We start from the raw sequence: 24,943 nt of genomic DNA, 5'->3' as shown, positions 1-24,943 counted from the left end.
GGAAAATTAACTGTTTTTGAAATAATTCGTATTAAAAAACATAAAGGATTTTATTTTGCATAATAGGTTTCAGCAGGTTATTTTAATTAATTTTTTAAATAATAGTGGAGCTTTAGCAGACTTTGCCGATATAGAGAATAACCTAAAATAGGGAGCGGCAGTATGCTTACTGTCTATTTCAATAAAAAAGGGCTTGTTTCGCAAAAATTGAAAAAAAAAGACTTGAACTTAATTAAGGAAGCCCTATGGATAGACTTGATTTCTCCTACTAAAAGCGAAGAAAAAGCGCTTGCGAAGGCTTTTAATCTGAACCTCCCAACACGCGAAGAAATGCAATCAATTGCCTTATCAAGTCGACTGTATAAAAAAAATGAAACGTTGTTTATGACCGCTACCATGATTGCTGATTCAGAGTCCCGGCAACCGCTTCATGAACCGGTAACCTTCATTTTAACTCAAGGAAAGCTAATTACTTTACGATACATTGAGCCGCAGGCATTCCCCCAATTTATTTCAGAAATAACAAAGTATGATTTAGAACATGACAATGCCAATATTCTTTTCATTGAACTGCTGGAAGCAATTATCGACAGACTTACTGATCATTTGGAACTGGTTGGTAATGAACTTGATGAGGTTTCTAAAAAAATATTTGGCCAAGGATATCTGACTAAAAAGGCTAGTAAAATTAATTATCAAACAGTGGTACGGACAATTGGACTACACGCTGACCTTAACAATAAAGTTCGTGATAGTTTAATAACATTCAGCCGTTTGGTAAGGTTTTTTACTCAACTTATTATTGAAACAGATCCCCAAGAGGAAAAAAAAATAAGAATAGAAACGATTGCCAAAGATATCGATGCTTTAAGCGATTATGCGGCATTTCTTGCTAGTAAGGTAAGTTTTTTACTGGATGCAACACTAGGATTAATTAGTATTGATCAGAGCACAATTATAAAAATATTCTCTGTTGCTGCAGTAATTTTTTTGCCACCGACGTTAATTGCAAGCATCTATGGTATGAATTTTAAATTTATGCCAGAGCTTTCCTGGAAGTGGGGGTATTTATTAGCAATAATTTTCATGATTTTTTCTGCCGTCTTTTCCTATAAATTTTTTAAATATAAAAAATGGTTATAGGAAATAGACTTGATATGAAAGTACATTCTCCAGGTTTCAAATTAACTACCTAGTGCTGCGCTTAAGTATTGTTCGCTGTTAGATGGCCATAAAAGTGACACTCTTTCTAAGGCGTGTTCCCTCTCTATAGATAAAGAGGTAGTTTTGGTATGAATGGCCCAATAAGCCAGCATCTTCATTGCTTGCGTATCGAAAATATTTGCATGCTCCGTTGCTAAATGGGCATAGAGATTAATTTCATCGATAAGCTCGCTTATCACTTCAACTTTAATATCAAAGTTATGAGGAATCCTGAAAGGTAGATCTTGTTTGTACCAATGCATTAATAAAGGTAACTTGGAAAGATCGCCAGCAAAGACGCTTTTCTGTAAAGAGGTTACGGTCTCTTGCATAATCGGTTTTAATATTGCCATGTTTTCTAAACTGGCATTAATTAGCAATCTTTCATCATCAGTTACCTCGATGCGAATGTCATTTTTTCCAGTTCTTCCAATGGCTTTTTCTAAATTTGTCATTTCTTCTTTTCGGAGATCGAAAACAGGTTTTGTGTTTGCATTAATATAATCCATAATGAAGTTATTAATTATTTCCTCTTCCGAGAGATAATTCTCTTTCCTATTCTGTAACATCGTAAAAAATTTAGGGGAAGATATTAAGGTCGCATCTTGTCGTACAACCTTCACATCAATGATGGCTTTTAAGAAGAAAGTTTCTATAAATTGCTTAACTGTAGGTTCATCGTGATGCCAGAAAATCAGTTTAAGCGTTGAGTTAGTATCCAGAATACGATGCAATGTTCTTTCTAACTGCCTCGTTAAAGGAAGAAAGGATAAATCAATGGTGGTATTTGTTTGCAAATAAGATTTCATCATTATAAGCATATCGACTGCATAAGGCGAAAGCGATAAATCCAAGAAATTACTTTTCACAAATTTGGCAAATTTTCCTCTTTTAATTTCTTCCTCAGATAGATGTTGATAAGAAAAAAAGTTATGACTATTGGAGGAGGAGGAAAGTTGATTTTCTTTGTATCCAAGACGCTTAATCATGCTTGCGGTAACAAGTGGCTCTCCTACGCCGCCACCTATTAAATAATCCACCTTACTTGCTGAGGCTAACATCAATACCTCTGCTGCTTGAAATCCATCTTTTAAAACAAGACGAGTTAGTGAGCCAGAGAGAGTTAATATGATTGGCCAATCGGAGCATAGCCATCCTTTCGCTGTGGCGGTAGCGATAATCTGATCGATTTCCAACAAATTGCCCTGAAAAAATTGACAGCTCCCAGAATAGCCTTCCTGACAAGCTGCAACATTAGTGGTATTAAAATCAAAGCCCATTATATTAACCGGTATTGCTAATTCGGCTTTAAATCTGTTTTCCATTTTTTTTACAAGTTGGCCATCACCACAACCGCCATCAATAATATTTAATCCTTTGTATTTAGTTTCTTGAGTAATCCCCACAATGCGAGACATGATTTTTTCGTGTAACTCAGAATAGTATTGTGTTGGATTTGTTTGTTGCTGTTGATAGTAAATTCTCATTGAATGGTCTTGCCAATTTAAAGACCGTTGATTCATTCTTAAAAAAGTTTGGATGCTATTAGAACAATGCAGTGTAAAATGACCCCGTACTTCTTCTATTTTTTCAGGAGCAATTGATTGTACTGATTTGCTGCCATCTTGATAGGTGATACAACAGGCTCCGTTAGCAGGAAGAGGGCTCTTATCAAGAAAAAATTTTTTTGCTGTTGGCTGATAAAGCAATCTTAGCTTTGTAACTTGTTTGCCATTGAGCAAAAAGCTGGTTGAGCTGGGATCAATTTTAACATCAAAATAAGAAAACGAATCTGGAAAAGGATAGAGAAATGAGTCTTTTCTTTCTGGAAGCAAAGCTTGGTTGAGTAGTTTTTCAAATTCTTTCACGTGGACTCACCTTCAACTAAAATGGCCTAAGTTAATAACAAATAAATTGGCTATTAATAGTACAGTTTTATTATTAAGAAAATCTTAAACTAACACCGGAAACAGGAGCGTTATAGAGTATAAGCTATAGGCCAAATCCTCTCACTGCTCTTAAAAAAATCAATGCCTGAATTTCGGCTACGTCAATTTAATTGACTTGCTATAGTTGAATTAATACACAAAAATTAGATGATCTCTTATGTTTACTACTGAAGTGAAAGGTGATTTTTATCAGGCTTTACTTGATAAAAATACAAATTACGATGGCGTTTTTTATGTTGGCGTTAAAACGACAGGTGTTTTTTGTCGGCCATCTTGTCCCGCTAGAAAGCCGAAATTTGAGCATTGTGAGTTTTATCGCACGGCTCAAGAAGCATTATTAGCCTCCTATCGTCCCTGTAAGCGATGTAATCCACTCTCTCATCCAAATCAAGTATCCGAGACCGTGCGTGCACTGGTTGAAGCCGTTGAATTAAATCCAGCAAAACGATGGCGAGATTGTGATTTTGATGCTTTAGCGATTGATGCCTCAACGGCACGGCGCCAGTTTAAAAAACGTTTTGGCATGACCTTTGTTGAATATGCGCGCGCGAGACGTTTAGGGTTGGCGTTGCAACAAATTCGTCAAGGGGAGTCCATTATCGAAGCGCAACTGGATGCTGGATTTGAATCAAGTAGCGGATTTCGTGATGCATTCACAAAAATCATGGGTGCACCTCCATCTTCCACTCAAAAACAACATCAAGTCTTGAAAGCGGCCTGGTTAGATACCTGTCTTGGCCCTATGCTGGCCATTGCAAATGATGATGCTTTGCATCTTTTAGAGTTTATTGATCGTCGCGGACTTGAACGCGAGGTGGATCGCTTAAGGCAGCGTTTAAAAGCGACAATTATTCCCGGAACAACGAAACCTATTGCTTTAATCGAGCAGGAATTAAAAGCCTATTTTGCAGGCACACTGCAACAGTTCAAAACCCCTTTATTTTTTCTGGGAAGTCCTTTTCAAAAAAGCGTCTGGGAGGCCTTATGTCGTATTCCTTACGGTGAAACGCGCAGTTATGTGGAGCAGGCGACAGTGGTGGGTCGTCCCACTGCTTATAGGGCAGTGGCCAATGCAAATGGTGCCAATCAACTTGCTATTGTAGTTCCGTGTCACCGCATTATTAACAGTAATGGTGAATTAGGTGGTTACGGGGGTGGTCTCGCACGTAAGCACTGGTTAATTAGTCATGAAAAGCAACATAAGGCCTAAGAGTATGCGTTAATTTGATCCCCAATTTTTCAGCATTGCCAGAACAAATTTTTTGTAATGTTTTATCAGCTATCGGCAGCTACGAGTGAAATCCATGCTTTGATTGAGATCTTCATAAGGATGCTCTGTTGCTCCGATAAAAAGACTGAATAGTAAAACAATTGATAGCAATGATATAGGAGTATCCCTGTGCAATGATCCCCTACGTGACTTCTTACCCTGGCATTTTTGTTTAGCTAAAGCCAAGTGAGGCAAGCTGTCTTGAAAGCAATCTTACTATTGCGAGTCTGCGATATCGCCAGTCTATTTATAATTTTCTAAAACGACTTTTTTTCCTTGCCATAATGTGCGATCACCCCATAAATGCGAGCGCCAGGCATTAAATTCCACGACATTTTTCGCATTCATCATGAGATTAATATCAGGACTTACATTTTTTAAATACCATTTAAATGTTTGGCGTGCTTCCTCATCTTCTGGAGAAATCTCAAACATCAATTTCTCGTGTCCAAATTTTTCAATCAGCGAGAAAATAACATCGCTGCGCCAATTTTTCGAATCCTCTATTCCTTCGGTGATTCCTTCCGATTCAACCATCAGCATGGCAGCGCCGGCTTCAAAAAAACGCTCACCTTCTTCAATTAAATGGGCTAATGTTTTTGTTGATTTTATCTTTTCCTTATAATGGATTTCTTTTGTTCCACCGCCAACGCCGCTCATAATGGTAATTTCAGGCTTAGCCTTTAAACCTAACTGTTCAATTTTTTTGACAATTTTAATCTGATCCTGAAGCTTAAAATCATTGGGATGGGCAAACATGCCACTGGATACCTCAACGACATCAAATCCTAATTCTTTTGTTTCATTAAGATAGCGATCAAGATTGTTACTATCCTGAATTACAATACGCTCTATAAATCCTCCCGTATTCACATAAACTTGATGTTCATGAGCAAGATTAATAAATGATTTTATTGTTGTTGCATCAAGTAGGGCTTGGGTGCCTCCGGCAAATTTAAAGCCGTCGATATAATAGCCCCAGGTAGTTAACAATTCTTTTAGTTGACCAAGAGTAAATGCTTCATAATACGGACCACGAATTTCAATGAGGCCAGTTTGACGTGGCTTAGGAGGAAGTTGTTGTAAATCGACAAATGCAAATGCTCTTTGAAAGTGTGGGCTATCCATTGCAGCTCTCCTGATAAATAATCGTTAGCTTACCGTGTTAATTCTTGTCCTCAGGTAACACAAGATTGGATTTGTTAATTTTTGCTATTGAAGTCGCACCCGTTAGTGCCATGGCAATACGTATTTCATTGGCAAAAATAGTAAGGAGATTTTCAACTCCTGCCTGACCTTGAGCCGCTAAAGCATAAATCATCGAGCGCCCTAATAAAACGGCTTTAGCCCCTAGAGCTAACATACGTACGACATCAAGCCCAGAGCGGACACCTGAATCAACCAAAACGGTTAGTTCATTTCCTACGACATCGGCAATGATAGGAAGGGCTTTGGCTGTGGATAGCACACCATCTAACTGACGTCCGCCATGATTAGAAACAATGATACCGTCTGCCCCAAATTTTATGGCATCCCTGGCATCCTCAGGATCTAAAATTCCTTTCAATATCATTGGACCTTTCCAGAAATCGCGAATCCATTCAAGATCTGTCCAACTGATTGATGGATCAAAATTTTTAGTCAACCAACCGATATAATTTTCTAAGCCAATGGTTTTTTTTAAATATTTTGAAATGTTCCCAAGATTATGGGGTCTGCCCATCAGGCCAACTTTAAAAGCCCACGAGGGTTTGCACATCGCTTGTAACAGTCGCCTTGGCATTCTGAATGGTCCTGACATCCCTGAGTGCGCATCACGATAACGTGCACCGGGTAAAGGCATATCCACTGTAAATACCAGATTTTTAACACCAACAGCTTGTGCTCTCTCAAGCATACTCTTCATAAAACCACGATCTTTGAGTACATAAAGTTGAAACCAAATAGATTGGGGGCTTTGCTCGGTTACTTCTTCTAACGAACAGACGGAAACGGTGGATAGTGTAAAAGGGATTTTTTTATTTGCAGCAGCCTTTGCAGCTTGAACCTCTCCACGACGTGCATACATGCCTGTAATCCCGACAGGCGCTAATATAACTGGCATGGCCAGTTTTTCTCCAAACAGTTCTGTCTCGAGATTTAAGCTGTCTATTTTTCTTAAAACACGTTGTTTTAATGTTATTTCGGCTAAATCGCTTATATTGGTTTTAAGTGTATGTTCAGCGTATGAACCACCATCGATGTAGTCAAATAAAAACCTTGGAAGCTTACGTTTTGCAATATCACGGTAGTCAGAAGCTGCGGAAATGATCATTACTACACTCCAATGAATTTTTTATTAGAGCTCTTTCTAAATGCGATGCCACAGCGAATTCGGGAAGAGGTCTATTGCGGTTACTGAAGCAGTGTTAATTAATAAATCCATGGAGTCAATTTTTTTGCTAGCGGGAAGAGCCTCTGGCCATTTCTTGCAAACGTTGAATGCGATCATTAATAGGAGGGTGAGTAGAAAACAAGCTCGATAAGCGTTCACTGCTTAGTGGATTCACGATAAAAAGGTGGGCTGTTGTTGGATGTGCTTCTGCTTGTTGAAAATTCCCTTGTTGATTGGCCATTTCAAGTTTACCTAAGGCGCTAGCCAACCATAAAGGATGTCCGCATAGTTCGGCTCCTCCAACATCTGCCTCATATTCACGTGAACGAGAGACAGCCATTTGCACAAGACCAGCAGCCAAAGGTGCTAATAACATCATTAATAAGCCAGCTATCGGGTGAGGCCTGTCTTCTTCTGAGTTACCGCCAAATGCTGAAGTCCACATAAACATGTTGGCAAAACTGCTAATAGCTCCCGCTAATGTTGCTGCAATAACACTAATTAAGGTATCACGATGAGTGACATGAGACATTTCATGCGCTAAAACGCCCGTCAACTCCTCCCGCGTTAATCGGCTTAAGATACCCGTTGTTACAGCAATGCTCGCATGGCTGGGGTTACGTCCAGTAGCGAATGCATTTGGAGTAGGACTATCAACCACATAAACTTTCGGCATGGGAGTTTGAGCTTTTTGCGAAAGCTCTCTAATGATTTGATAAACTGGATGGTTTTCATCTAACGGTTGAGCATTATACATGCGTAAAACGATGGTGTCTGAAAACCAATAAGCACCAAAATTCATAATAAGAGTAAAGACAAGAGCAATCATTAGGCCGGTATGCCCGCCCAAAACATTACCAATAAAAAGAAATAAAGCAGTCAAGGCTGCTAATAAAACAAAAGTTTTTACATTATTCATGGTAATGTCCATTTTAAGATGCTCCTTTATAAAAAGTAGGAGCATCTTCTGTTAATTTCAAGCCCGTTTAAGCGCTTTGACTACTTCTGGCAAGGGTTGTCCCACCGCTGCTGAAGGAGATTTAATTGATAGAATGATGGCTAGCGTAGGAGCAATGTCAGTTGTACTTACCGGGTTAGTAATACGTTGCGCTTTAAATGCTGGATTGACAAATAACAAGGGGACGTAGCTATCGTATTGCCATGGTGTGCCATGGGCTACCCGTTCATCACTTTTATCAGCTAACGCCTGATAGGGAGGGGATACAAGATAAAGGTCACCAGAACGCTCAGGGAATGCCATTTTGTCGACTTTGGCACTTAACCAATCATGTTCTGTATTGGCTAGCGGCAAGGTATAAGCTTGAAAAATACCAGGTTGCTGACGCAGGGTCTCAGCTAAGTAACTGCTTACTTCATGAATTGATAATTGGTGTTCATTAATAATTTCATGATTAAGGTAAACATAGGGCAACGTAATGGCTTGCAGGGTGTTTTCTGGAAGCTTAAATTGTTTAGCCAGCGTTTGCTCGATAATCTTTTGCATTTGCGGGATCTTCAAAGAGTGATTTTCTTTGATGTTATGTGATGCAAGATAGATAGGGGAATCACTGACACCATGATCAGCAGTTAAAACAATTAAAACATTATCCAAACCTACTTGTTTATCAAGCGCTGCAAATAATTTTGCAAGCGTTTTATCAAGCCGTAACAAGTTGTCTTCTGATTCAAGGCTATTAGGACCAAATTGATGACCGATAGCGTCAACGGCAGAAAAACTTATTGCAAGATAATCAGTTTGTTTATCACTCGTCCCCAATTTTTCATTGGCTAATAGAGTCATAGCGAAATCAGCGGTTAACTCATCTGCAAAAGGACTCATCGACAGAAATTTGTTATAAGTTTTTGAATTGGGGGCGCCTAAATGGTGAGGGAATGAAGCGCCGTATTCCTGAAAACGATTTTTAAAGGTTGGAGCCTGAGCGTAGGTATAGCTGGCAAGTGGGGCACTTAAATTCCAGCTCTTATTTTTTGCTTCATATTGACTATTCCAGTTATTAACCCATTGTGGATAAGCAGAATAATAATGTTGGCTTGAAACAAAGCCGCCATTTTCTTTATCAAACCAAAATGCTTTTCCGGCATGGCCTGCCAAGGTGATTGCAGCACGATCTTTGAGAGAAACTGCAAAGGCGCGACCCGTTTGGGCGAGGACAATTTCATCACTTAAGGTTGAGGCTACCAGATTACGCGGCGAACGTCCTTCAACCGCTTTTTGCGAATGTTTGGTTGGTAAAATAGGGCTTTGTGAATCTTCAACACAATAAAGATTCTGTTTAGTCTTTCTGTCATACCAATCATTGTTCACAATACCATGTAGAGCAGGATAACTACCAGTGGCAATAGTAGCATGCCCAGCACAAGTGACCGTATTCGCATGGGGGTGATGCGCATTATGATAATCAATCCCATGATTGATTAGATAGTTAAAGCCATCAGAGCCAAATTTTTGTTGGTATTTATAAATTAAATCACCTCTTAGTTGATCGACAACAAGTTGTACAACTAATTTTGGCTGTTTTGGATTAGCAAAAATCAACGTGGATGAAAGAAGTAAGAGTAACGTCAATATTTTTTTCATGATGTTCTCGCAAAAAATAAACAATCGCATCCTAAAGTAGTTTGAGTGAGGGGTAAATAGAAATTTGATTATTGTTAGTCCATTTTGGGAGAATTAATGGGCAGAATGCACATTTTATCTTAGAGGTTTCAGATATTGTTTAATCAAATCAGTAGCTTGCAAATTGATTAATCCGTTTAAAGAAAATTCATGACGAATGACTTGAATTGGTTTACACTGATGAACGGTGAATGATTCCACCGCATAACCTATTAACGGAGTTAAGGAGAGTAAGATGGGTTTTACACTGACAGCTTATGATGAGATAAAAAAGAATTTTGATCGTAAACTTTTGAGCTTTTTAGGACATCATGAAGTAGCCGATGTTGAAAAACTACCAGTTCACAGACGAGGCTATGTTGAATTTGTACAACAAATAATTGTCCAATTGGATAAACTTCCTGCCAAATCAAGCGAAAAAGAAACGCGTGAGCAAGAAAGATTAAAGTCAATGATTTTATCTGGGGTCATGTACATCATTGCTGATGGTCTTTTACCAAGCAGCGGGAGCCTTCTTCGTGACGTCCTCATTGAGTCTATGGGTGTCCGAGATGAAGATAAGAAAAAGGATATTCAGGCAAATAAAGTGGATGCCAATAGTGCCGCCCGTATGACGTCAGAAGCAATGAAATTTTATACTTCCCTTGTATTCCCTCATGGAAACACTGAAAAAATGCTTGAAGTACACCCTTTCTCTAAAATAGAAGGAATGAGTTTATCAGCATTTGAAGTTAAAGCTATTGATATGGGTGCGGAAGCTCGTAAAAAAGTTCTCTCTGAAGGTCGTGCTGCGATTGAAAAAGAGGTATATGAGCGCGAACAAGCCAAAAAAGGCCCTTCATTATTTGCTAAAATGGGAAGTACAGTGGGTGGTTTGATTTGGAGTGCCAACACTAAGAAGAGTGAAGAAGAAGAGGATTATGTTGACGATCATGATTCTAAATTAACAACTAACTAACGTTTAGTGAAATTACACCCTGCATTACGCAGGGTGTTTCTCCTCAACCGGATAGCCAAACATTGTCCATTCCATGATGCCGCCATCCACTGAGTACACTTTTTTATAGCCCATCTCCAATAAACAATTGGCCGCGTAAAGTGAGCGAACGCCACCCTTACAATGAAGATAAATGGGGTGATTCAAATCAGAAATATGTGTGCTAATACGGTTTGGTAATTCATCTTTAGGGATGTGAATTGCATGTGGAATGCGTAGAATTTGCCATTCGGAAAGTTCTCTTACATCAATCAAGCATAATGCTGGGTCTGCATCCAATCTTTTTTTTAATTCCTGTACACTAATTGTTGGTATTTCGATTTCGTTCATAAGAATTCTCACGAATAGTAGGCCTTGTCAATGTTGAATGGTGAATAAACCAGTAAATGGTTGCCGTAATCACACCACCTATTAGTGTGGCAAACGCCCAAGTCGGGGCAGAAACAAGAGCAGGGCGCTGTCCAAGCTGATATAAATTTCCTGCATCTCTTGCTACGGCACCAGCAAATAAAACATGCAATAGTGCATTGATCAGTATTAATAAATATTGAAACGTTATGATTTGTCCCTGGTACTGTTGAACCAATTCATTGACCGTCATATCGCCTCCTGCAATTTCGATTGCCGCCATGATAGCAGAAAAAGAGCAGAAATAATTAAAAAGATGGCGAGTATTTGTAACGTAGTGGGTAGCTCTTTAAAGACAATAAATCCCCAAAATAAACCTGTTAATGCAACCATACCACCCGTCAAACTATAAAAAACAGGTCCAGCTAAACGTAATAAACTAAAAAAGAGTAAATAACCAATACTGGATAAAAATATTTCCAAAATAACAACTTGTTTTACTTTTGTTATAGGCCCTATGAGTGAGTAGAAGCTATGCTGCTGTATTACCAAAGGAAGGAGGAGTAAAGTTGAAGCCACAAGCATACCGCTTGCTGCTTGTAGTGCATTTAGTGGTTGTGGTTGCTTAGCCGTGATATAAATTGAACAAAGAGCAAAGGCAAACGGACTGAGGAAGGCTAAAATAGCCCAGCTAGAGACTAAACCCTGGAATGTAGGGCTAATGATAAGAAAAATACCCAACATACCGACAAATAATGCAATCATACGCCATGTGTCAAAACGTTCTTGCTTAACGAGCAAGGCCATTGGATAAACCAATAAAGGGACTGTATTGACCAGAACAGCGAGTAAACCAGCTGGAAGATGACTGGCAATTAAATACATGTTTGTATTAGGAATCGCAATGCCAATCAGACCGCAGGTCAAAAAATAAGGCCAATACTGGGGGAGTAAGACGCTGTAATTGCCTGTTAGAAGACAAGTTAATGTTAACAGCATAGCAGGTCCCGCCGATTGCCAAAAAGAATAGCCGAATGCAGGAACACCATTTGTTATCGCGTATTTTGCCAGTGTGTAACCGGAACCCCAAATAAATCCTAATAATATAAGGACAAAGAGAGCCAGCGAGGTGCGTTTATTCATAGCAGGTTAGTCAAACTCCAAGTTAAGGGGATTATTTTATCATCGTTACTGGCAATATAAAAAATATGATTACTTCTGGCAGGATAAAATACCAATTGAGTTGATGAAGGGTATTTTGTCTTTCCCGCGTAGGCGGGAATCCATTTCTATAGCCAACTCATGTTGTATTTGGAACGATTTCCGCCAGCGCTGAAATGACAAAAACATACTCAAAGCATTATTTTTGCTTGTTATCGACAAGTTATAATGGTTTAAGTTTTTTGTATGGCATAACGAAAGAGGACTAAATTATCATGGAATACACTAAACAAATCCTTGCTATGTTAAGAGTAGGTGATTTTGCTCATCCTGGTGAAATTGAGGCAATTGATCTTGCATTATCCCCCATAATGAAAGATAGCGATGCTCATTTTCTTGACGTAGGATGTGGTTTGGGTGGTACTGCTCATTATGTACAAAAGCAAGGATGGGGGAAAGTAACAGGAATTGATATTGATGCAAATTTAATTGCCTATGCCCAATCGCATTATCCTGAGATTGAATTTTTATGTAATGACATTTTACAGCCAGATGGATTTGGGTATAAAAAGTTTCAATGCATTTATAGCTTCAGTGCTTTTTTTTGTTTTGCCTCTCAAAAACTTGCGCTAAAACGATTAGCACAATTTGCTGCATCCAATGGAATGCTTGTTTTGTTTGATTACTCAAAGCAGAATGAGGCTCGCATTGAAAGCCCGTTTCCCTGGTCAAAAACAGCCTCTCGGTTTAACCCAATTTGCTTGCCAGAATTAAAAAAGCAGTTGCGGACAACAGGATGGCAATTCAAAGAAAGTGTTGATCTTAGTCAACAATTTATCCATTGGTATATTTTGCTCCTACAGTCTTTTGAACAAAAGCGCGAAGCGGTTATTCAGCAGTTTGGTGAAGAACCCTGGAACATTCTCTATTCAGGTTTCCAGCAATTATTAAAGGATCTGAATGCTCAAAAAGTGGGTGGTATTGTGGTTTATGCACATCGAGCCCCCGTTTAATCCTATATCTTCCTATGTTTAGCTATAGATTTTTTGCAAAATAGATGGATTTTCTCTTGACCCTCACGTTGCGTGATAGAATAGACTCCAAAGAGGAGGGTAAGATGAAATATCATAGGATTAAAGATATTAGTCGAATGACGGCTTTAAGCATTCGTACTCTGCAGTATTATGATGATATTGGGTTACTCAAACCTGCACAACGTTCAGAGGCTGGTTATCGTCTTTATTCCGATAATGATTTAATTCGGTTACAACAGGTAGTGACTCTGAAGTTCTTAGGTTTTTCATTGACCTCCATCAAAGAAATTCTGGAGAGACCAGAATTTGCAGTGCTAGATTCGATGCGTTTACAAGCAGCAGCTTTAAAAGAAAAATCGCATCGCATCCATGAAGCAGCTGAACTGACGACGTATATTGCCAGCCAAATCGAGGCAGGACAGCCTATAAACTGGAATAGCACCCTACAGATTATCAATATTTTGGAGACTCATCGTATGAATGAAACATTGGAAAAAAAATATCAAACCAAACCTGAACAGTCTGAATTGGGGCAAGTATCCAGTTATGACCCTCATTATAATCCAGAACGCTTATTCGCCATTCCTCGTGCAGCCAAACGTAACGAGATTGGTGTTGATCCCAATCAGCTCCCTTTTTATGGTTTTGATTGTTGGAATCATTACGAAGTGTCTTGGCTCAACGAGAAAGGTAAACCCATGGTTGCGATTGCCGAGATTATTTATGATTGTGCTACGCCGTATTTAATTGAGTCGAAATCATTAAAACTGTATTTTAATTCGTTTAATAATTCTCGCTTTAACGATAGAGAAGTGGTCAGACAAACAGTAGAACGTGATTTAGCAGCCCGTTTAGGGGGAAATGTGCAAGTCAGAATACTCCCGCTGCAAGAAAAAGAATTGTCTATCATCCAATCCACTTTTACGGGTGAATGTATTGATGACATCGATACAACCTGTTCTGTTTATCTCGTGGAACCGAGTTATCTTTCTGTAGGCGAGAGTAAGGTAGAAGAAACCCTGTATTCTGATTTATTAAAATCCAATTGTCTGGTAACTAATCAGCCAGATTGGGGTAGTGTGCAAATTATGTATACTGGTAAACAAATTAATCGAGAAGGTTTGTTGAAATATATAGTCTCTTTCCGTAACCATAATGAATTTCATGAGCAATGTATTGAGCGAATCTTTGTGGATATCATGACGCGCTGCAAACCAGAAAAACTCACAGTCTACGGACGCTATACTCGACGTGGTGGTTTAGATATTAATCCTTACCGTTCAACGCATCATGTGGACCCGAGGGGATTAAATCACCGATTACCCAGGCAGTAGTGTAGTATAGATGAGAGACAGATATAAATTCATGTCATTCCCCGCAGACGGGAATGACATGACTGAGAGCAAAATATATTAGTCTTATTGCCCAGAATAAGAGCAAGATTTATTTAGCACCGCTCCAGCTATGCAGACGCTAGTTACTAACCCTATTGTTAATGCGGGTTTAAAAAAGCTAAAGTGGCTTTTTGTTTTTTCCGCTTCGTTTAACTTAGGCTCTTTTATCATGGTGGGACCGTTGGGTGGACTTGCGTTCACAATGACGCCTTTACGTGCTTTAATGAGTACCTTGGAGAATTGTATATCATCCTTTGTAGCTTCCATCACATAATCACCAGGTGGGACATTGATAAATGCAACACCACCATCTAATGATGTCTTTTTTAATGATCTAATAAAGGGATTTGTTTTGTGAATAATTGGAAACATACCGAAATAAAATGTTCTTGGCTTGACATTGGGTGACAGTGTTACTGTAACCCCCTCAATACCCTGTGGAATATCATCCATGGTGGTATTCGGTGGGGTAACGGTTGCCGCAACTTGACAAGCTTCTGAATCTTCGGTGCCGCCCATGGCGAATGAAAGAAGCTTATAAGCCATATTTGAGGGTACTTGAAAGGAAATATTTTTTAGATAGTTGTTATCATTTATTCCTTCTGGCGGCACTATAAAAGTTGCAGTTTGTGTTGTCTTATATCCCGACCAAAAAGAACCCGGTTTTTCAAAAATCAGGGTGATTGGTTCCCCAACAGGCCATTCGATGGGTCCGAATTTTCCGGCAGAATCTGTTTTAAATGTTAAATCTTTATTTTCAAGTACGCTTATTGTTGCATCAGGAATTGGTTGACCGGATATAAATGAACGGGCAAATCCAGATACTAATGCAGTATGACTTTTCATAATAAATGTCCTTATGAGTGTATAAATCCATATTCCTTGTAAAAGTTAACAACAATAGAATTGTAAATCTATTCAAATATTTCTGGAGTTTGCCATGGATCTCGTATGCAGTTGAGCAAAAATTAGGTTGTTGTTTAAATTTTATCCTTTATACTATGCAAATTTCTAATCATAGGGATGAGTAACAAGAGAAGGAGTACTCTAAAGTCAAAGAGGATAATATGCCAAATACTGCTCTCAAGAGTTTCCTGGACAGAATAAAAAAAACAGATGAGTCACATACAGAAGTAAAGCTTGTTTTAAAAACTAGCAAGCAAATTAAATCATTCTTAGCTGCTTTAAAGGATTCTGCCAATATTGGTGTTCAATCTATCACCGAGCTGGATCTTAGTAGAAGTGAATTAAACCAAGAGCAAATCATAGAATTAGTAGCGGTATTAAATACCTTGCCAACAATTCATACTTTACGTTTAGATCATAGCAAAATAACGGATGATTTTACTACGGAATTAGCAAAGCTAACTCATGTTCGCACGTTATCTTTAAAAAATAATTCATTAAATAGAAGACCCGCATTTAATGCAAACTTAGAAGCGCTTTATTTAGATAATAATACGCAAATTTCATCACGCCAGGTTTTATTTACTTTAGGTTTAAAAGCTGCGTCGCTAAAAAAGTTATCATTAAAAAATTGTGGTGTGACCGATGATGCTTTGCACTATTTAAAAGATTCTAAATTAAAGAATCTCACTTACCTCAATTTATATAAAAATAATATTACCAGCCAAGGCATGGAGTCTGTAGCTACTTTGCAAAATTTAGAGACGCTCAATATTAGCCTGAATGCTGGTGTTGGTGATGACGGTGTTAAAGCAATCCAGGATTTGGATAAATTAAGGACTCTTCGCGCAGACAGCTGTGGAATTGGTGTGACTGGACTTGCTCATCTCTCACAGATGAAACTTCATACTGTTGATCTCGGCTATAATCCAGGATTAAAGCAACCTTGGGATTTTGCCAACCTGAAACCAAACGATACAATTCACACATTAAAATTAAATTTCTGTAGCTTAAATGATAAGCATGCAACAGCATTGAGAGCCCAATTTAAAGCATTAACTCATTTTAATGGCGCAAATAATAACATGACTAAAGTGGGAGTTCTTGAATTACTGGCAAATCAAGCCCTTGTTACTTTAGATGTGAGTACGCAGCAACTCTATAGAAAGCCAGTGGTGACTTCAGGTAATAAAAGCTTCTTTTCGACTCAGAAAGTAAAAGTAGAAACCTTACGGAAAAAAGTCGTTATAGAATCAAAGGAACAGATAGAGCCTTTATTAATTGCCATTCGCAAAGCCCCTGCGTTAACAGCAATTCATTTGGAACATACAGGGCTTACCGATAAGATGCTATTGAGTTTGATACCAGAAAGAACTGAGCGTTTAAGAAAATTAAAAAAATTGAATGGCGAGTTTTGTAAAATCCAAAAGAAAAAATTAGAAGAGCAGATTGCACGTAAAAAGGAAGAAAAAAGGTTAGCACAAATTGAGATCATTGAGGTTTCTTCGCAAGTGCCAACACAAAGTTTAGTAGAACTAGGCCCGGATCCCGATAGCATCCCCAATGTGGCAACCTTAACTGCTTTATTAGCGGATAAGGATCAACTTATTGGTAAATTGCAAAAAGAGATTGAGCGATTGCAAGGAGAACTTGCTAAAGTTACCCAACACTCTGAAAGCTTAGAAAAACCAAAACATAAATCTAGCAACAGAGATAGACGACAAGTGATAATTCCAGCAATATTCCAGCAACAACCTAAGTCATCAGATACAAAAAGCAAAGGAAAAGAAGAAAAAGCTTCAGAAGCAACTTCTTCAAACCAACCAAACTAACCATCAAATCCCGAATTAGACGATGTTTAATTCGGGATTTTTTACAACCTTGAAAATAAAGCATTGAAAAAATTAAACCGGTCCATACTTTGCTTCTCATCGAACCTTAGGTTACCATCCTTTGATGATTTTTCGCAGGAGAGAGCATGCACGCGACCGATGTCCCAGTCCCTCATTTGATTACGGCACATTGTGGGCCTCTACACCATGTAGAAAAGATTATTTTAGAGAAAATAGCTCCTATCGAGGCATGGTTTAGAGAAAAGTGGCAGGAAACTCCTCCTTCCATTACTTCTTCAGTCGATTTGCGTCATGCTGGCTTTAAACTCGCTCCTGTCGATACCAATTTGTTTCCTGCAGGATTTAATAATCTCAATCCTGATTTTCTGCCCTTATGTGTTCAGGCGATTCAGTCAGTTATGGTGGATTCTATTCCCAATTGCATGAGAATTTTATTAATTCCTGAGAGCCATACACGTAACCAATTTTATTTACAAAGTCTCAGTATATTGCGAGATATTTTTGTCCAGGCAGGTTTTGAAGTGCGAATTGGAAGTCTGGATCCTGAAATTACACAACCCAGGGAGATCCCGTTTTCAGAAGAAGGGGCTTTGCGAATTGAACCGGTAAAACGTGAAGGTAATCGCGTGGTATTAGAGGATTATAATCCTTGCATAGTGTTATTAAATAATGACTTATCATCAGGGGTACCGGATATTTTGCAGCATTTAGAACAGCCAATTAAACCCACTGCAAAGTTAGGTTGGGCTACGAGACTCAAATCCAGTCATTTTCATTTTTTTAATGAAGTGGCTGACGAATTTGCCAAATTAGTTAATATGGATTCCTGGTTAATTAACCCTTATTTTACCGCTGTTGATGGTGTAGATTTTATGGCGCAAGAAGGGCTTGATAATCTGGCGATAGAGACTGATAAATTACTCGCTCAAATAAAAGACAAATATGCCACCTATAACATTACAGAGAAGCCTTTTGTGGTAGTTAAGGCTGATAATGGTACCTACGGTATGAGTGTCATGATGGTTCATGATGGTGAGGAATTAAGACAACTGAATCGCAAGCAGCGTACTCGAATGAATGCAAGCAAGGGGAGTCGTAAAGTCGAGCGAGTAATGATCCAGGAAGGTGTCTATACGTTTGAAACGATGCCCAATGGTGCTGTGGCTGAACCTGTGGTTTACATGATTGGTCAGTTTGTTGTAGGGGGATTTTACCGGGTTCATCAAGGGCGTGGTACTAATGAAAATCTTAATGCGCCTGGCATGCATTTTGAGCCTCTGGCATTTGCTCAAGCCTGTAATACCCCACGGAGGGATTTAGATGTTGTTGACTGTCCAAATCGTTTTTATGCCTATGGCGTTATTGCACGACTTGCAGCACTGGCTGCCGCAAGAGAAATTGCAGCAATTGGTGAATAGATAATTTTCTCTTGGCAGGAATGAAGCATAGGAGTTTTCATGAAACTTGCGGTATTGATGGATCCTTTACACCACTTGAAGCCTTATAAAGATACAACATTGGCCATGCTTAAGGCGGCTCAAGCTTTGGGATGGTCATGTTTTTATTTTACGCAAGCGGATTTATTTTGTCGGGAAGGCCTTGCCTATGCTCGTATGTCTACTATTTCTCTTGGTGATTTAGAAAGTAATGACTGGGCTAAAGTAGCAGAAATCGGTATACAACCTCTAAGTGACGTCGATATTATCCTGATGCGCAAAGATCCACCTTTTGATATGGAATATATTTATTCAACTTACGCATTAGAGTTGGCAGAAAAAGAAGGCGTTCTGGTCGCTAACAAACCGCAAAGTCTGCGGGATGCTAATGAAAAGTTTTTCACCTTAAATTTTCCTCAATGCTGTCCCCCAACTCTGGTTAGTCGTGATATAAAACAATTAAGGGCTTTTTGGCAAGAGCATAAAAATGTCATTTTTAAACCACTTGAAGGGATGGGGGGAAGTTCGGTTTTTCATGTCGATGAAAAGGCCCTTAATTTATCGGTTATTTTGGAAGTACTAACCAAGGGACAAACGATGAATATTATGGCACAACATTATATTCCAGAAATTGCTTCGTCAGGCGATAAGCGAATTCTGTTAATTAATGGTGAACCCGTCCCTTATGCACTAGCTCGTATCCCTGCAAAAGGAGAGCTACGCGGCAATCTTGCGGCAGGAGCGCGAGGCGAAGTGATACCTATTACTGCAAGGGATCGGTGGTTGTGTGAGCAAATTGCTCCTACTCTGAAAACAAAAGGACTTTATTTTGTGGGTATTGATGTCATTGGAGATTATTTAACTGAAATTAATGTCACAAGCCCCACATGCTTGCAAGAAATCGCGCAGGAGACAGGTTTAGAGATAGCGAAAGACTATTTAACTTGCTTGAAAACTTTAGCAAAAGAAAAAGCAAGGCATTAAACGGTAGAGATAGGTTGGGTTCTAAGGTTTGAATAGAGCGTGTAATGGAGAGGGGGCTTCAGCAATTGTTGCTTCAACTCGTTTAATATCGTCCTCTACTGGATAACCCAACTCTTGAAGTTTCTTCCAACAAACCAAAGAGTGTTCGAAGTCATAGTGTTTCGCATAACAAGGGTAACCATTCTTTAGAATGATATGAGGAATTCCTTTACTCAATTGAGTTGCCAAGGTGTATAAAGCCAGAGGCTCGGAGGAACTAGCTAATTGCTCTAATTGTTTAATGTAGGTTTTCAGATCCACTAAATTCATTATACGTTGGTTAATTGCAAACCATCTGTTGAAATAAAAGCTGTCATTATTTTTTAGGTAACCTAGCGATGGCAGCTGCTTCATAGACACATCTGTAAAACGCCGATAAAAGCGCGGAGAAAATTTTCTAAGCTCTGTGTTTGCGACTAACTCTGTTGCTAAATAATCATCTGGTTTTACTGAAATATGTACGGAAGAATTAAGGGGGGTATGAAAGAGTTCATGCAACCAAGGTTCTTGACCTGAAACGGTGACTGCTGTCAGGTTAGGTAATTTGGCAAGTAGAAGTCCTATTTCTCCAGGCTTAAAATGAGCTAAAGCCAACTCTATACTATGCACTTTTGCCAATACGTCATGTTGCTCCTTTTCACATCCCCTTAGAAGTTTTAATGGGTCTTGATGCATCGATAAATCGAGGTGATTATTCTTTATTTTAATAGCTTGCTCGAGATTGGGTGTTAAAATATAAAGTGGATCATGGCGATCTGGAATGGTTACAAACTCCGAATGAAGTCCAACTTTTTTAGCATGTCTTTGAGTAATTAACACTTCGGTTTCACCCACCATTACCATCATATTGACATTTCTGGTTTGAATAACTTTTAAAGCATCATAGGTTCCATTAAGCACTGCTCTTGTAACGGAACCACTAAAGGTTACAATCACATCACAAAGATTTTCAGGATTGTAATGGGAAATTATTTCTTCTAATGCCAAGGTATCGGCTATTTTAAAATGATAATCTTTTCCAGAAAAACGCTGATTTGCTTCTTCAATATTTTTTGAATTGGTATCAATACCCACTGCTTCAACATTATACCCCTCTTCTTTAAGAGCTGTGGCAGTAATATCCAGACAATCTCCCAGACCAGTGCCTGCATCAATTAAAAGAATTTTTCTTTTTGTAAATTTTTCCGGGTGCGTCTTAAGGCTTGTGATCACATTTTGAGCTATAAGGCGTCTTAACATTTTGTAGTCTTCTTCAATTCTGCCTGCATAGCTACTTTTATTGTATTCTTGCAGCTTATCCCATTCCTCTATTAATAATCCTTTAACCGATGGCCGTCCAAAGGCTGTTTCCATGTAAAGATGGTTGCTACGTAAAGCATTAAAGAAATCATCTGGATTAATGTTCTTTTCACGAAGATTTAGCGAACAGAGTGTTTTATTTTGATTCGAGTGGCTAATAATTGCATTTATTTCCGTCATCGTGGGTAATTTAATCAAGAGTTCTATTTTTTTGATGGGTGAGTTATAGCCTTCATAATTTCTCGGTGGATTTAAATTTAGTGTATATTGCACTATGCCTTGCTCTGCATTAAATAATTGGGAAAGAGCAATTTGATCATGCTCATTAGATAATGGTTTAAGTAATCCTAGAAGTACTCTAATAATTTCATCAGGAGCTTCATGTTTACTTCTGGCCATAACTAATCAGATTCAAGATTTGAATAGACTAAATTATAGCAATATTGTTTAAAAATTTCTATTAAACTGCAATTGTCGCCAGGCTTCAAAAAGAATAATGGCTACGGAATTTGATAAATTGAGGCTACGGCTATGAGGACACATTGGAATACGAATGGTTGTATATCTTTCTCTTAGATCTGCTGGCAAACCTCTTGTTTCGGGGCCAAAGAGCAGCAAGTCTTCATCCTGATAATTTATTTCGTGATAACCTTTACTTCCTTTTGTTGAACAGGCAAAGATCCGACGTTGTTGATTTGCTTCAATAAACTGTTGTTCATTGTCGTAATGAATGATATTGGCCCACTCATGGTAATCGAGGCCGGCCCGGCGCATCCTTTTATCATCCAGGTTAAAACCTAAAGGATGGATTAGATGCAACTGTGCGCCACTGTTAGCGCACAAGCGTATTATATTCCCGGTATTGGGGGGTATTTCTGGTTGATAAAGGGCAATATGTAGCATTGTTACAAATGCCCACTATTGAGATTTTTTGGTGGGGACAGAATCATCATCACCTTCATCATCATCAACGTAATCACCAAAATCTTCATGACCATCCTCGTCAACATAGAGATCGCCTGTTTCTTGCTGCTCTCCAGTGATGCGGAAATGGCGATGTTGCAAATAGGCATCGCGCATAAATGCATATTTATCCAAAGCTTCACCCATTAAAGCTTCCGATTCAAACATTTGTGAACGTAAATCTACATACCTTAAGCCAGCAAGACCCCAAACAATGGCGTCATTATTAATGTAAGCGTAAGGGCTTAATAAAGTATAATCAAAAACCATTCCCATGCCGTCGCGGATAGTACTAGGTCCTAAGAGTGGAATCACAATATAGGGCGATTTTTTATCTCCCCATTTAGCAAAGGTTAGTCCCATATCATTGTAATGAGGGGGAAGGCCAAAGTGTTTATCGGCTACATCAAAAATTCCAGCAATACCAAAGGTCGAATTAATCATAAAACGCCAACTGTCTTTAATAGCATAGCGCCATTCTGCTTGTAATAAATCATTAGCAACTGTAGGCAACATCGCGACATTATTGTAGGCATTGTTAATCCCACTACGTACGGGTGGCGGAACTATCACTTTATAAAATTTTGCAGTAGGTTTTAGAAGGGTAGCATCTACGGCCATATTAAAATTGTATACCTTACGATTAAGGCGTTCGTAAGGATCGGCCGGGTTAGAACCTTTAGTCATGCATGCAGAAAGCATCAAGGTGCTGATTAAGGTCGTAAGATTTACAATTAAACGCATGATTCTTCTAATATTTGATATACTGCATGAATTGATGTTACACCAGTTTAAGTGTATTGCAAACTGCATTTACTAACAGCGTTTAGAACTTAAGAATAAAGGTTACTGGGCCATCATTACAAAGATGAACTTGCATGTCTGCGCCAAATTGCCCACTGGCAACATGAGGATAATTATCATGGGCGAGTTCCAGAAGTTCTGCAAATAGGGCTTGTCCAGATGCAGGTGGTGCTGCTGAAGAAAAACTTGGACGTAACCCTTTTTTAGTATCGGCGACCAGTGTAAACTGTGGCACGAGTAATAAACCACCCTGCACATCTTTTAAGCTGAGATTCATTTTATCTTGGTTATCACTGAAAATGCGATAATTTAAAGCGCGTTCTAACATACGCTTTAAAGTTTGCTGATTGTCATCAATCTCAAAACCACAAAGAATTAATAATCCTTGGGAAATAGCGCCTACAATCTCGTTATTGATGCTTACATGGGCTTCACGAACACGCTGTATAACGGTCAACATACATCCAAATCCTGATGAGCAACTTCTTTGGTTACGGTAATTAATGCATCAATGAATCCTGCTTCGCGTTCTGAATGACCTGCATCACGTACAATGTTAAGATTTGAGGCAGGTAACATCTGGTAAAGATCCCAAGCGCCTGCAAGCGGGCAAATCATGTCGTAACGGCCATGAATGAGGTAAGTAGGCAAATGCCTTATCTTGTGGATATTATTAAGTACCTGATTTTCTTCAATAAAATAATGATGACTAATGTAATGGGATTCCAGTGTTGCTAATGCCAAGGCAAAATGGGGGAGGCTATACTGATCAATGACACTTAAATGGGGATGTAAACTACTACAACGTGCTTGCCATAACGCCCAATGCTTGGCAGCAGCCATACGCGCTAATTCATTATCTCCTTGTAAAGCCTGCGCATAATAGCGAGGCAAATTGTTTTGCTCATTTTCAGGGACAATACTAATAAAGTCTTGCCAGTAATCTGGAAACACAAGATTGGCGCCTTTGTGGTAGAACCAATCAATGTCTTTTTGTCTGCCTAAGAAAATTTGATACAGTAAAAGGGTACCGATTTGGTGTGGAAACTGTTGTGCATACAGTAGTGCTAAAAGAGCCCCCCAACCGCCCCCGAATAGTATAAAACGCGTGATACCTAAATAGTCGCGAATCGTATCGATATCATCAAGCAGGTCTTGGGTTGTATTGTGACGAAGTTCTGTATGAGGAGTTGAGTAGCCACAACCGCGCTGATCAAAAATGATAATGCGATAAACCTCTGGATCAAAAAAACGACGCAGATGAGCATTACTACAAGCACCAGGCCCCGCATGCAAAACTACAACAGGTTTTCCCTTTGGATTACCTATTTCTTCAATGTAAAGAACGTGCGGCTTGCTAACCGGTAACTCGTGACGCTTAAACGGCTTAATACTGGGGTAGAGAGAATGCATAAAAATGCTCGATTTTTTTAATTAATCTTATACTGTCAACCGCAATATGAAAAGCAGGCTTTTCAAGACGGTGATAAATAAAATTATTATTATTTAACTACTATTCATATTTTTTATCTGAAGTTATTTGATGACTTTCTTCATATTCTTTAACCCACCTTGTATCAGCGCTAGTTCGAATACTCTGAGAAGCGGCAAGATCATTTGATAATATCGCCTCATTGACTTGTAGAAACCGCAGGTATTCATCTTTCTCTCCTGCTTGCTCTAATCCATCACCATTAATTAATTCGTCCTCTGACAAGGGAGGAGAAAAATGATTTTTATTGAAAGAGATTAATTCAGGAGTTAGGGACGCTTTACAAATAAACGTTGCATTCACAGTCATTGGTGAGAATTGAGTAAATCTGCTTCTGTGGACATTGAGAGTGCTACAAAATTTTGTGATATCAACACATTCGGTCATAGTAAGATTCAATTTTTCTAAGGCAGGGATTAGCATGCGATAATTATGGCGATTCAGTTGCCCGCCTAAGAGATGAACTTCAAAGTCAAGTGATCCTGTTTTCTCCTGAAAGGCAGTTTTCAGATGGCTAATGTTGGCTAGGGCAACCTGTGGGGTAGCTAGAATCTGGCCATCCAAATGAGCTAATAACCGTAAAGAAGGATTTTCTTTGTCAATAAAGGCAAAGGCAATACACTCAGTCATGCCGCTTGTAACCAGCGTCGTTTCTGAGTCGGTGGTAATATAGAATTCTCCTTGAGAAACATAGCGATAATTAGGCATGGTCGCTCCTTTAAATAAGAAATCGGTAATTATGGAGTACATTTTTATTTTTAGCTTAAAATTCCTATTAACGATTAAGCATTCAAAGTTT

Annotated in this window: 23 protein-coding genes and 1 pseudogene; 9 read left to right on the top strand and 15 right to left on the bottom strand. The window is 38.8% G+C overall.

All coding sequences use genetic code 11. The features are described 5' to 3' along the window. The first annotated feature begins 162 nt into the window (after positions 1-162). Entirely contained in the window at positions 163-1,143 is a 981-nt protein-coding gene (locus PXX05_RS10235; RefSeq protein WP_275088130.1) for a magnesium transporter CorA family protein, read from the top strand. Between the two features lie 41 nt (positions 1,144-1,184). Here the strand turns inward: PXX05_RS10235 and PXX05_RS10230 are convergent, their stop codons facing one another. Further along, positions 1,185-3,071 (bottom strand): hypothetical protein, encoded by a 1,887-nt coding sequence (locus PXX05_RS10230; RefSeq protein ID WP_275088129.1) that lies wholly within the window; start codon positions 3,069-3,071, stop codon positions 1,185-1,187. Between the two features lie 238 nt (positions 3,072-3,309). Here PXX05_RS10230 and PXX05_RS10225 point away from each other — a divergent pair, with 238 nt between their 5' ends. Next, positions 3,310-4,362, top strand: coding sequence for a bifunctional transcriptional activator/DNA repair enzyme AdaA (locus PXX05_RS10225; RefSeq protein WP_275088128.1), 1,053 nt, complete (start codon positions 3,310-3,312; stop codon positions 4,360-4,362). A gap of 303 nt (positions 4,363-4,665) precedes the next feature. On the opposite strand, the gene PXX05_RS10220 is transcribed toward PXX05_RS10225, so the two are convergent. The 4 genes from PXX05_RS10220 to PXX05_RS10205 form a co-directional block, all read right to left on the bottom strand. Then, entirely contained in the window at positions 4,666-5,550 is an 885-nt protein-coding gene (locus tag PXX05_RS10220; protein ID WP_275088127.1) for a phosphosulfolactate synthase, read from the bottom strand. Between the two features lie 37 nt (positions 5,551-5,587). Then, positions 5,588-6,736, bottom strand: a complete 1,149-nt coding sequence (gene lldD, locus PXX05_RS10215; RefSeq protein WP_275088126.1) for an FMN-dependent L-lactate dehydrogenase LldD — start codon at positions 6,734-6,736, stop codon at positions 5,588-5,590. 127 nt (positions 6,737-6,863) lie between these two features. Beyond that, entirely contained in the window at positions 6,864-7,715 is an 852-nt protein-coding gene (htpX, locus tag PXX05_RS10210) for a zinc metalloprotease HtpX (protein ID WP_275088125.1), read from the bottom strand. A 57-nt stretch (positions 7,716-7,772) separates the two neighbouring features. Continuing rightward, complete coding sequence (locus PXX05_RS10205) at positions 7,773-9,395, bottom strand: alkaline phosphatase family protein (protein WP_275088124.1); 1,623 nt, start codon at positions 9,393-9,395, stop codon at positions 7,773-7,775. Between the two features lie 274 nt (positions 9,396-9,669). Between PXX05_RS10205 and PXX05_RS10200 the strand changes: the two genes are divergently transcribed. After that, entirely contained in the window at positions 9,670-10,392 is a 723-nt protein-coding gene (locus tag PXX05_RS10200) for a hypothetical protein (RefSeq protein WP_275088123.1), read from the top strand. 24 nt (positions 10,393-10,416) lie between these two features. Here PXX05_RS10200 and PXX05_RS10195 read toward each other — a convergent pair whose 3' ends face one another. Genes PXX05_RS10195 through PXX05_RS10185 form a run of 3 tightly spaced genes read right to left on the bottom strand, consistent with a single transcriptional unit; the run spans position 10,417 to position 11,922 of the window. Further along, positions 10,417-10,761: a rhodanese-like domain-containing protein gene (locus PXX05_RS10195; protein WP_275088122.1), complete on the bottom strand. Its 345-nt coding sequence runs from the start codon at positions 10,759-10,761 to the stop codon at positions 10,417-10,419. Beyond that, positions 10,733-11,032, bottom strand: coding sequence for a hypothetical protein (locus PXX05_RS10190; protein WP_275088121.1), 300 nt, complete (start codon positions 11,030-11,032; stop codon positions 10,733-10,735). The genes PXX05_RS10195 and PXX05_RS10190 overlap by 29 nt, the downstream gene beginning before the upstream one ends. Next, positions 11,029-11,922 (bottom strand): DMT family transporter, encoded by an 894-nt coding sequence (locus PXX05_RS10185; RefSeq protein WP_275088120.1) that lies wholly within the window; start codon positions 11,920-11,922, stop codon positions 11,029-11,031. The genes PXX05_RS10190 and PXX05_RS10185 overlap by 4 nt, the downstream gene beginning before the upstream one ends. 293 nt (positions 11,923-12,215) lie before the next feature. On the opposite strand from PXX05_RS10185, the gene PXX05_RS10180 reads away from it, so the two are divergent. The 3 genes and pseudogenes from PXX05_RS10180 (at position 12,216) to queF (ending at position 14,308) form a co-directional block, all read left to right on the top strand. Further along, entirely contained in the window at positions 12,216-12,953 is a 738-nt protein-coding gene (locus tag PXX05_RS10180) for a methyltransferase domain-containing protein (protein ID WP_275088119.1), read from the top strand. Between the two features lie 44 nt (positions 12,954-12,997). Further along, a pseudogene (locus PXX05_RS15095) lies at positions 12,998-13,210 on the top strand (MerR family DNA-binding transcriptional regulator); the annotation flags it as partial. A gap of 240 nt (positions 13,211-13,450) precedes the next feature. Then, positions 13,451-14,308, top strand: a complete 858-nt coding sequence (gene queF, locus PXX05_RS10175; protein WP_338034439.1) for an NADPH-dependent 7-cyano-7-deazaguanine reductase QueF — start codon at positions 13,451-13,453, stop codon at positions 14,306-14,308. An 84-nt stretch (positions 14,309-14,392) separates the two neighbouring features. On the opposite strand, the gene PXX05_RS10170 is transcribed toward queF, so the two are convergent. Then, the gene (locus tag PXX05_RS10170; RefSeq protein WP_275088117.1) at positions 14,393-15,214 is read right to left on the bottom strand and encodes a carboxypeptidase regulatory-like domain-containing protein; all 822 of its coding nucleotides are present in this window, start codon (positions 15,212-15,214) and stop codon (positions 14,393-14,395) included. 221 nt (positions 15,215-15,435) lie between these two features. Between PXX05_RS10170 and PXX05_RS10165 the strand changes: the two genes are divergently transcribed. The 3 genes from PXX05_RS10165 (at position 15,436) to gshB (ending at position 19,547) form a co-directional block, all read left to right on the top strand. Beyond that, the gene (locus PXX05_RS10165) at positions 15,436-17,106 is read left to right on the top strand and encodes a leucine-rich repeat domain-containing protein (protein WP_275088116.1); all 1,671 of its coding nucleotides are present in this window, start codon (positions 15,436-15,438) and stop codon (positions 17,104-17,106) included. A gap of 146 nt (positions 17,107-17,252) precedes the next feature. Beyond that, positions 17,253-18,545: a glutamate--cysteine ligase gene (gshA, locus tag PXX05_RS10160; RefSeq protein ID WP_275088115.1), complete on the top strand. Its 1,293-nt coding sequence runs from the start codon at positions 17,253-17,255 to the stop codon at positions 18,543-18,545. Positions 18,546-18,584: 39 nt separating this feature from the next. Further along, the gene (gshB, locus tag PXX05_RS10155) at positions 18,585-19,547 is read left to right on the top strand and encodes a glutathione synthase (RefSeq protein WP_275088114.1); all 963 of its coding nucleotides are present in this window, start codon (positions 18,585-18,587) and stop codon (positions 19,545-19,547) included. A gap of 21 nt (positions 19,548-19,568) precedes the next feature. Here gshB and PXX05_RS10150 read toward each other — a convergent pair whose 3' ends face one another. From PXX05_RS10150 to PXX05_RS10125, 6 genes are all read right to left on the bottom strand, one after another. Continuing rightward, positions 19,569-21,284, bottom strand: a complete 1,716-nt coding sequence (locus tag PXX05_RS10150) for a class I SAM-dependent methyltransferase (protein ID WP_275088113.1) — start codon at positions 21,282-21,284, stop codon at positions 19,569-19,571. A 48-nt stretch (positions 21,285-21,332) separates the two neighbouring features. Further along, positions 21,333-21,788: a tRNA (uridine(34)/cytosine(34)/5-carboxymethylaminomethyluridine(34)-2'-O)-methyltransferase TrmL gene (gene trmL, locus PXX05_RS10145; RefSeq protein WP_275088112.1), complete on the bottom strand. Its 456-nt coding sequence runs from the start codon at positions 21,786-21,788 to the stop codon at positions 21,333-21,335. A gap of 15 nt (positions 21,789-21,803) precedes the next feature. After that, positions 21,804-22,592 (bottom strand): MlaA family lipoprotein, encoded by a 789-nt coding sequence (locus tag PXX05_RS10140; protein ID WP_275088111.1) that lies wholly within the window; start codon positions 22,590-22,592, stop codon positions 21,804-21,806. Between the two features lie 82 nt (positions 22,593-22,674). Beyond that, positions 22,675-23,112 carry a D-aminoacyl-tRNA deacylase gene (dtd, locus tag PXX05_RS10135; protein WP_275088110.1) on the bottom strand — a complete coding sequence of 146 codons (438 nt, stop codon included), beginning with the start codon at positions 23,110-23,112 and terminating at the stop codon, positions 22,675-22,677. Continuing rightward, on the bottom strand, positions 23,106-24,065 hold the full coding sequence (gene pip / locus PXX05_RS10130) for a prolyl aminopeptidase (protein WP_275088109.1): 960 nt from the start codon (positions 24,063-24,065) through the stop codon (positions 23,106-23,108). The genes dtd and pip overlap by 7 nt, the downstream gene beginning before the upstream one ends. Before the next feature lie 100 nt (positions 24,066-24,165). Beyond that, complete coding sequence (locus PXX05_RS10125) at positions 24,166-24,852, bottom strand: hypothetical protein (RefSeq protein ID WP_275088108.1); 687 nt, start codon at positions 24,850-24,852, stop codon at positions 24,166-24,168. Positions 24,853-24,943: the final 91 nt, after the last annotated feature.

Origin of the sequence: Legionella cardiaca (assembly GCF_029026145.1) — a bacterium.
In the GTDB taxonomy this organism is placed as follows: domain Bacteria; phylum Pseudomonadota; class Gammaproteobacteria; order Legionellales; family Legionellaceae; genus Tatlockia; species Tatlockia cardiaca.
Note: the sequence above shows the minus strand (reverse complement) of the source record. Positions and strands in the feature narration are given on the sequence as shown.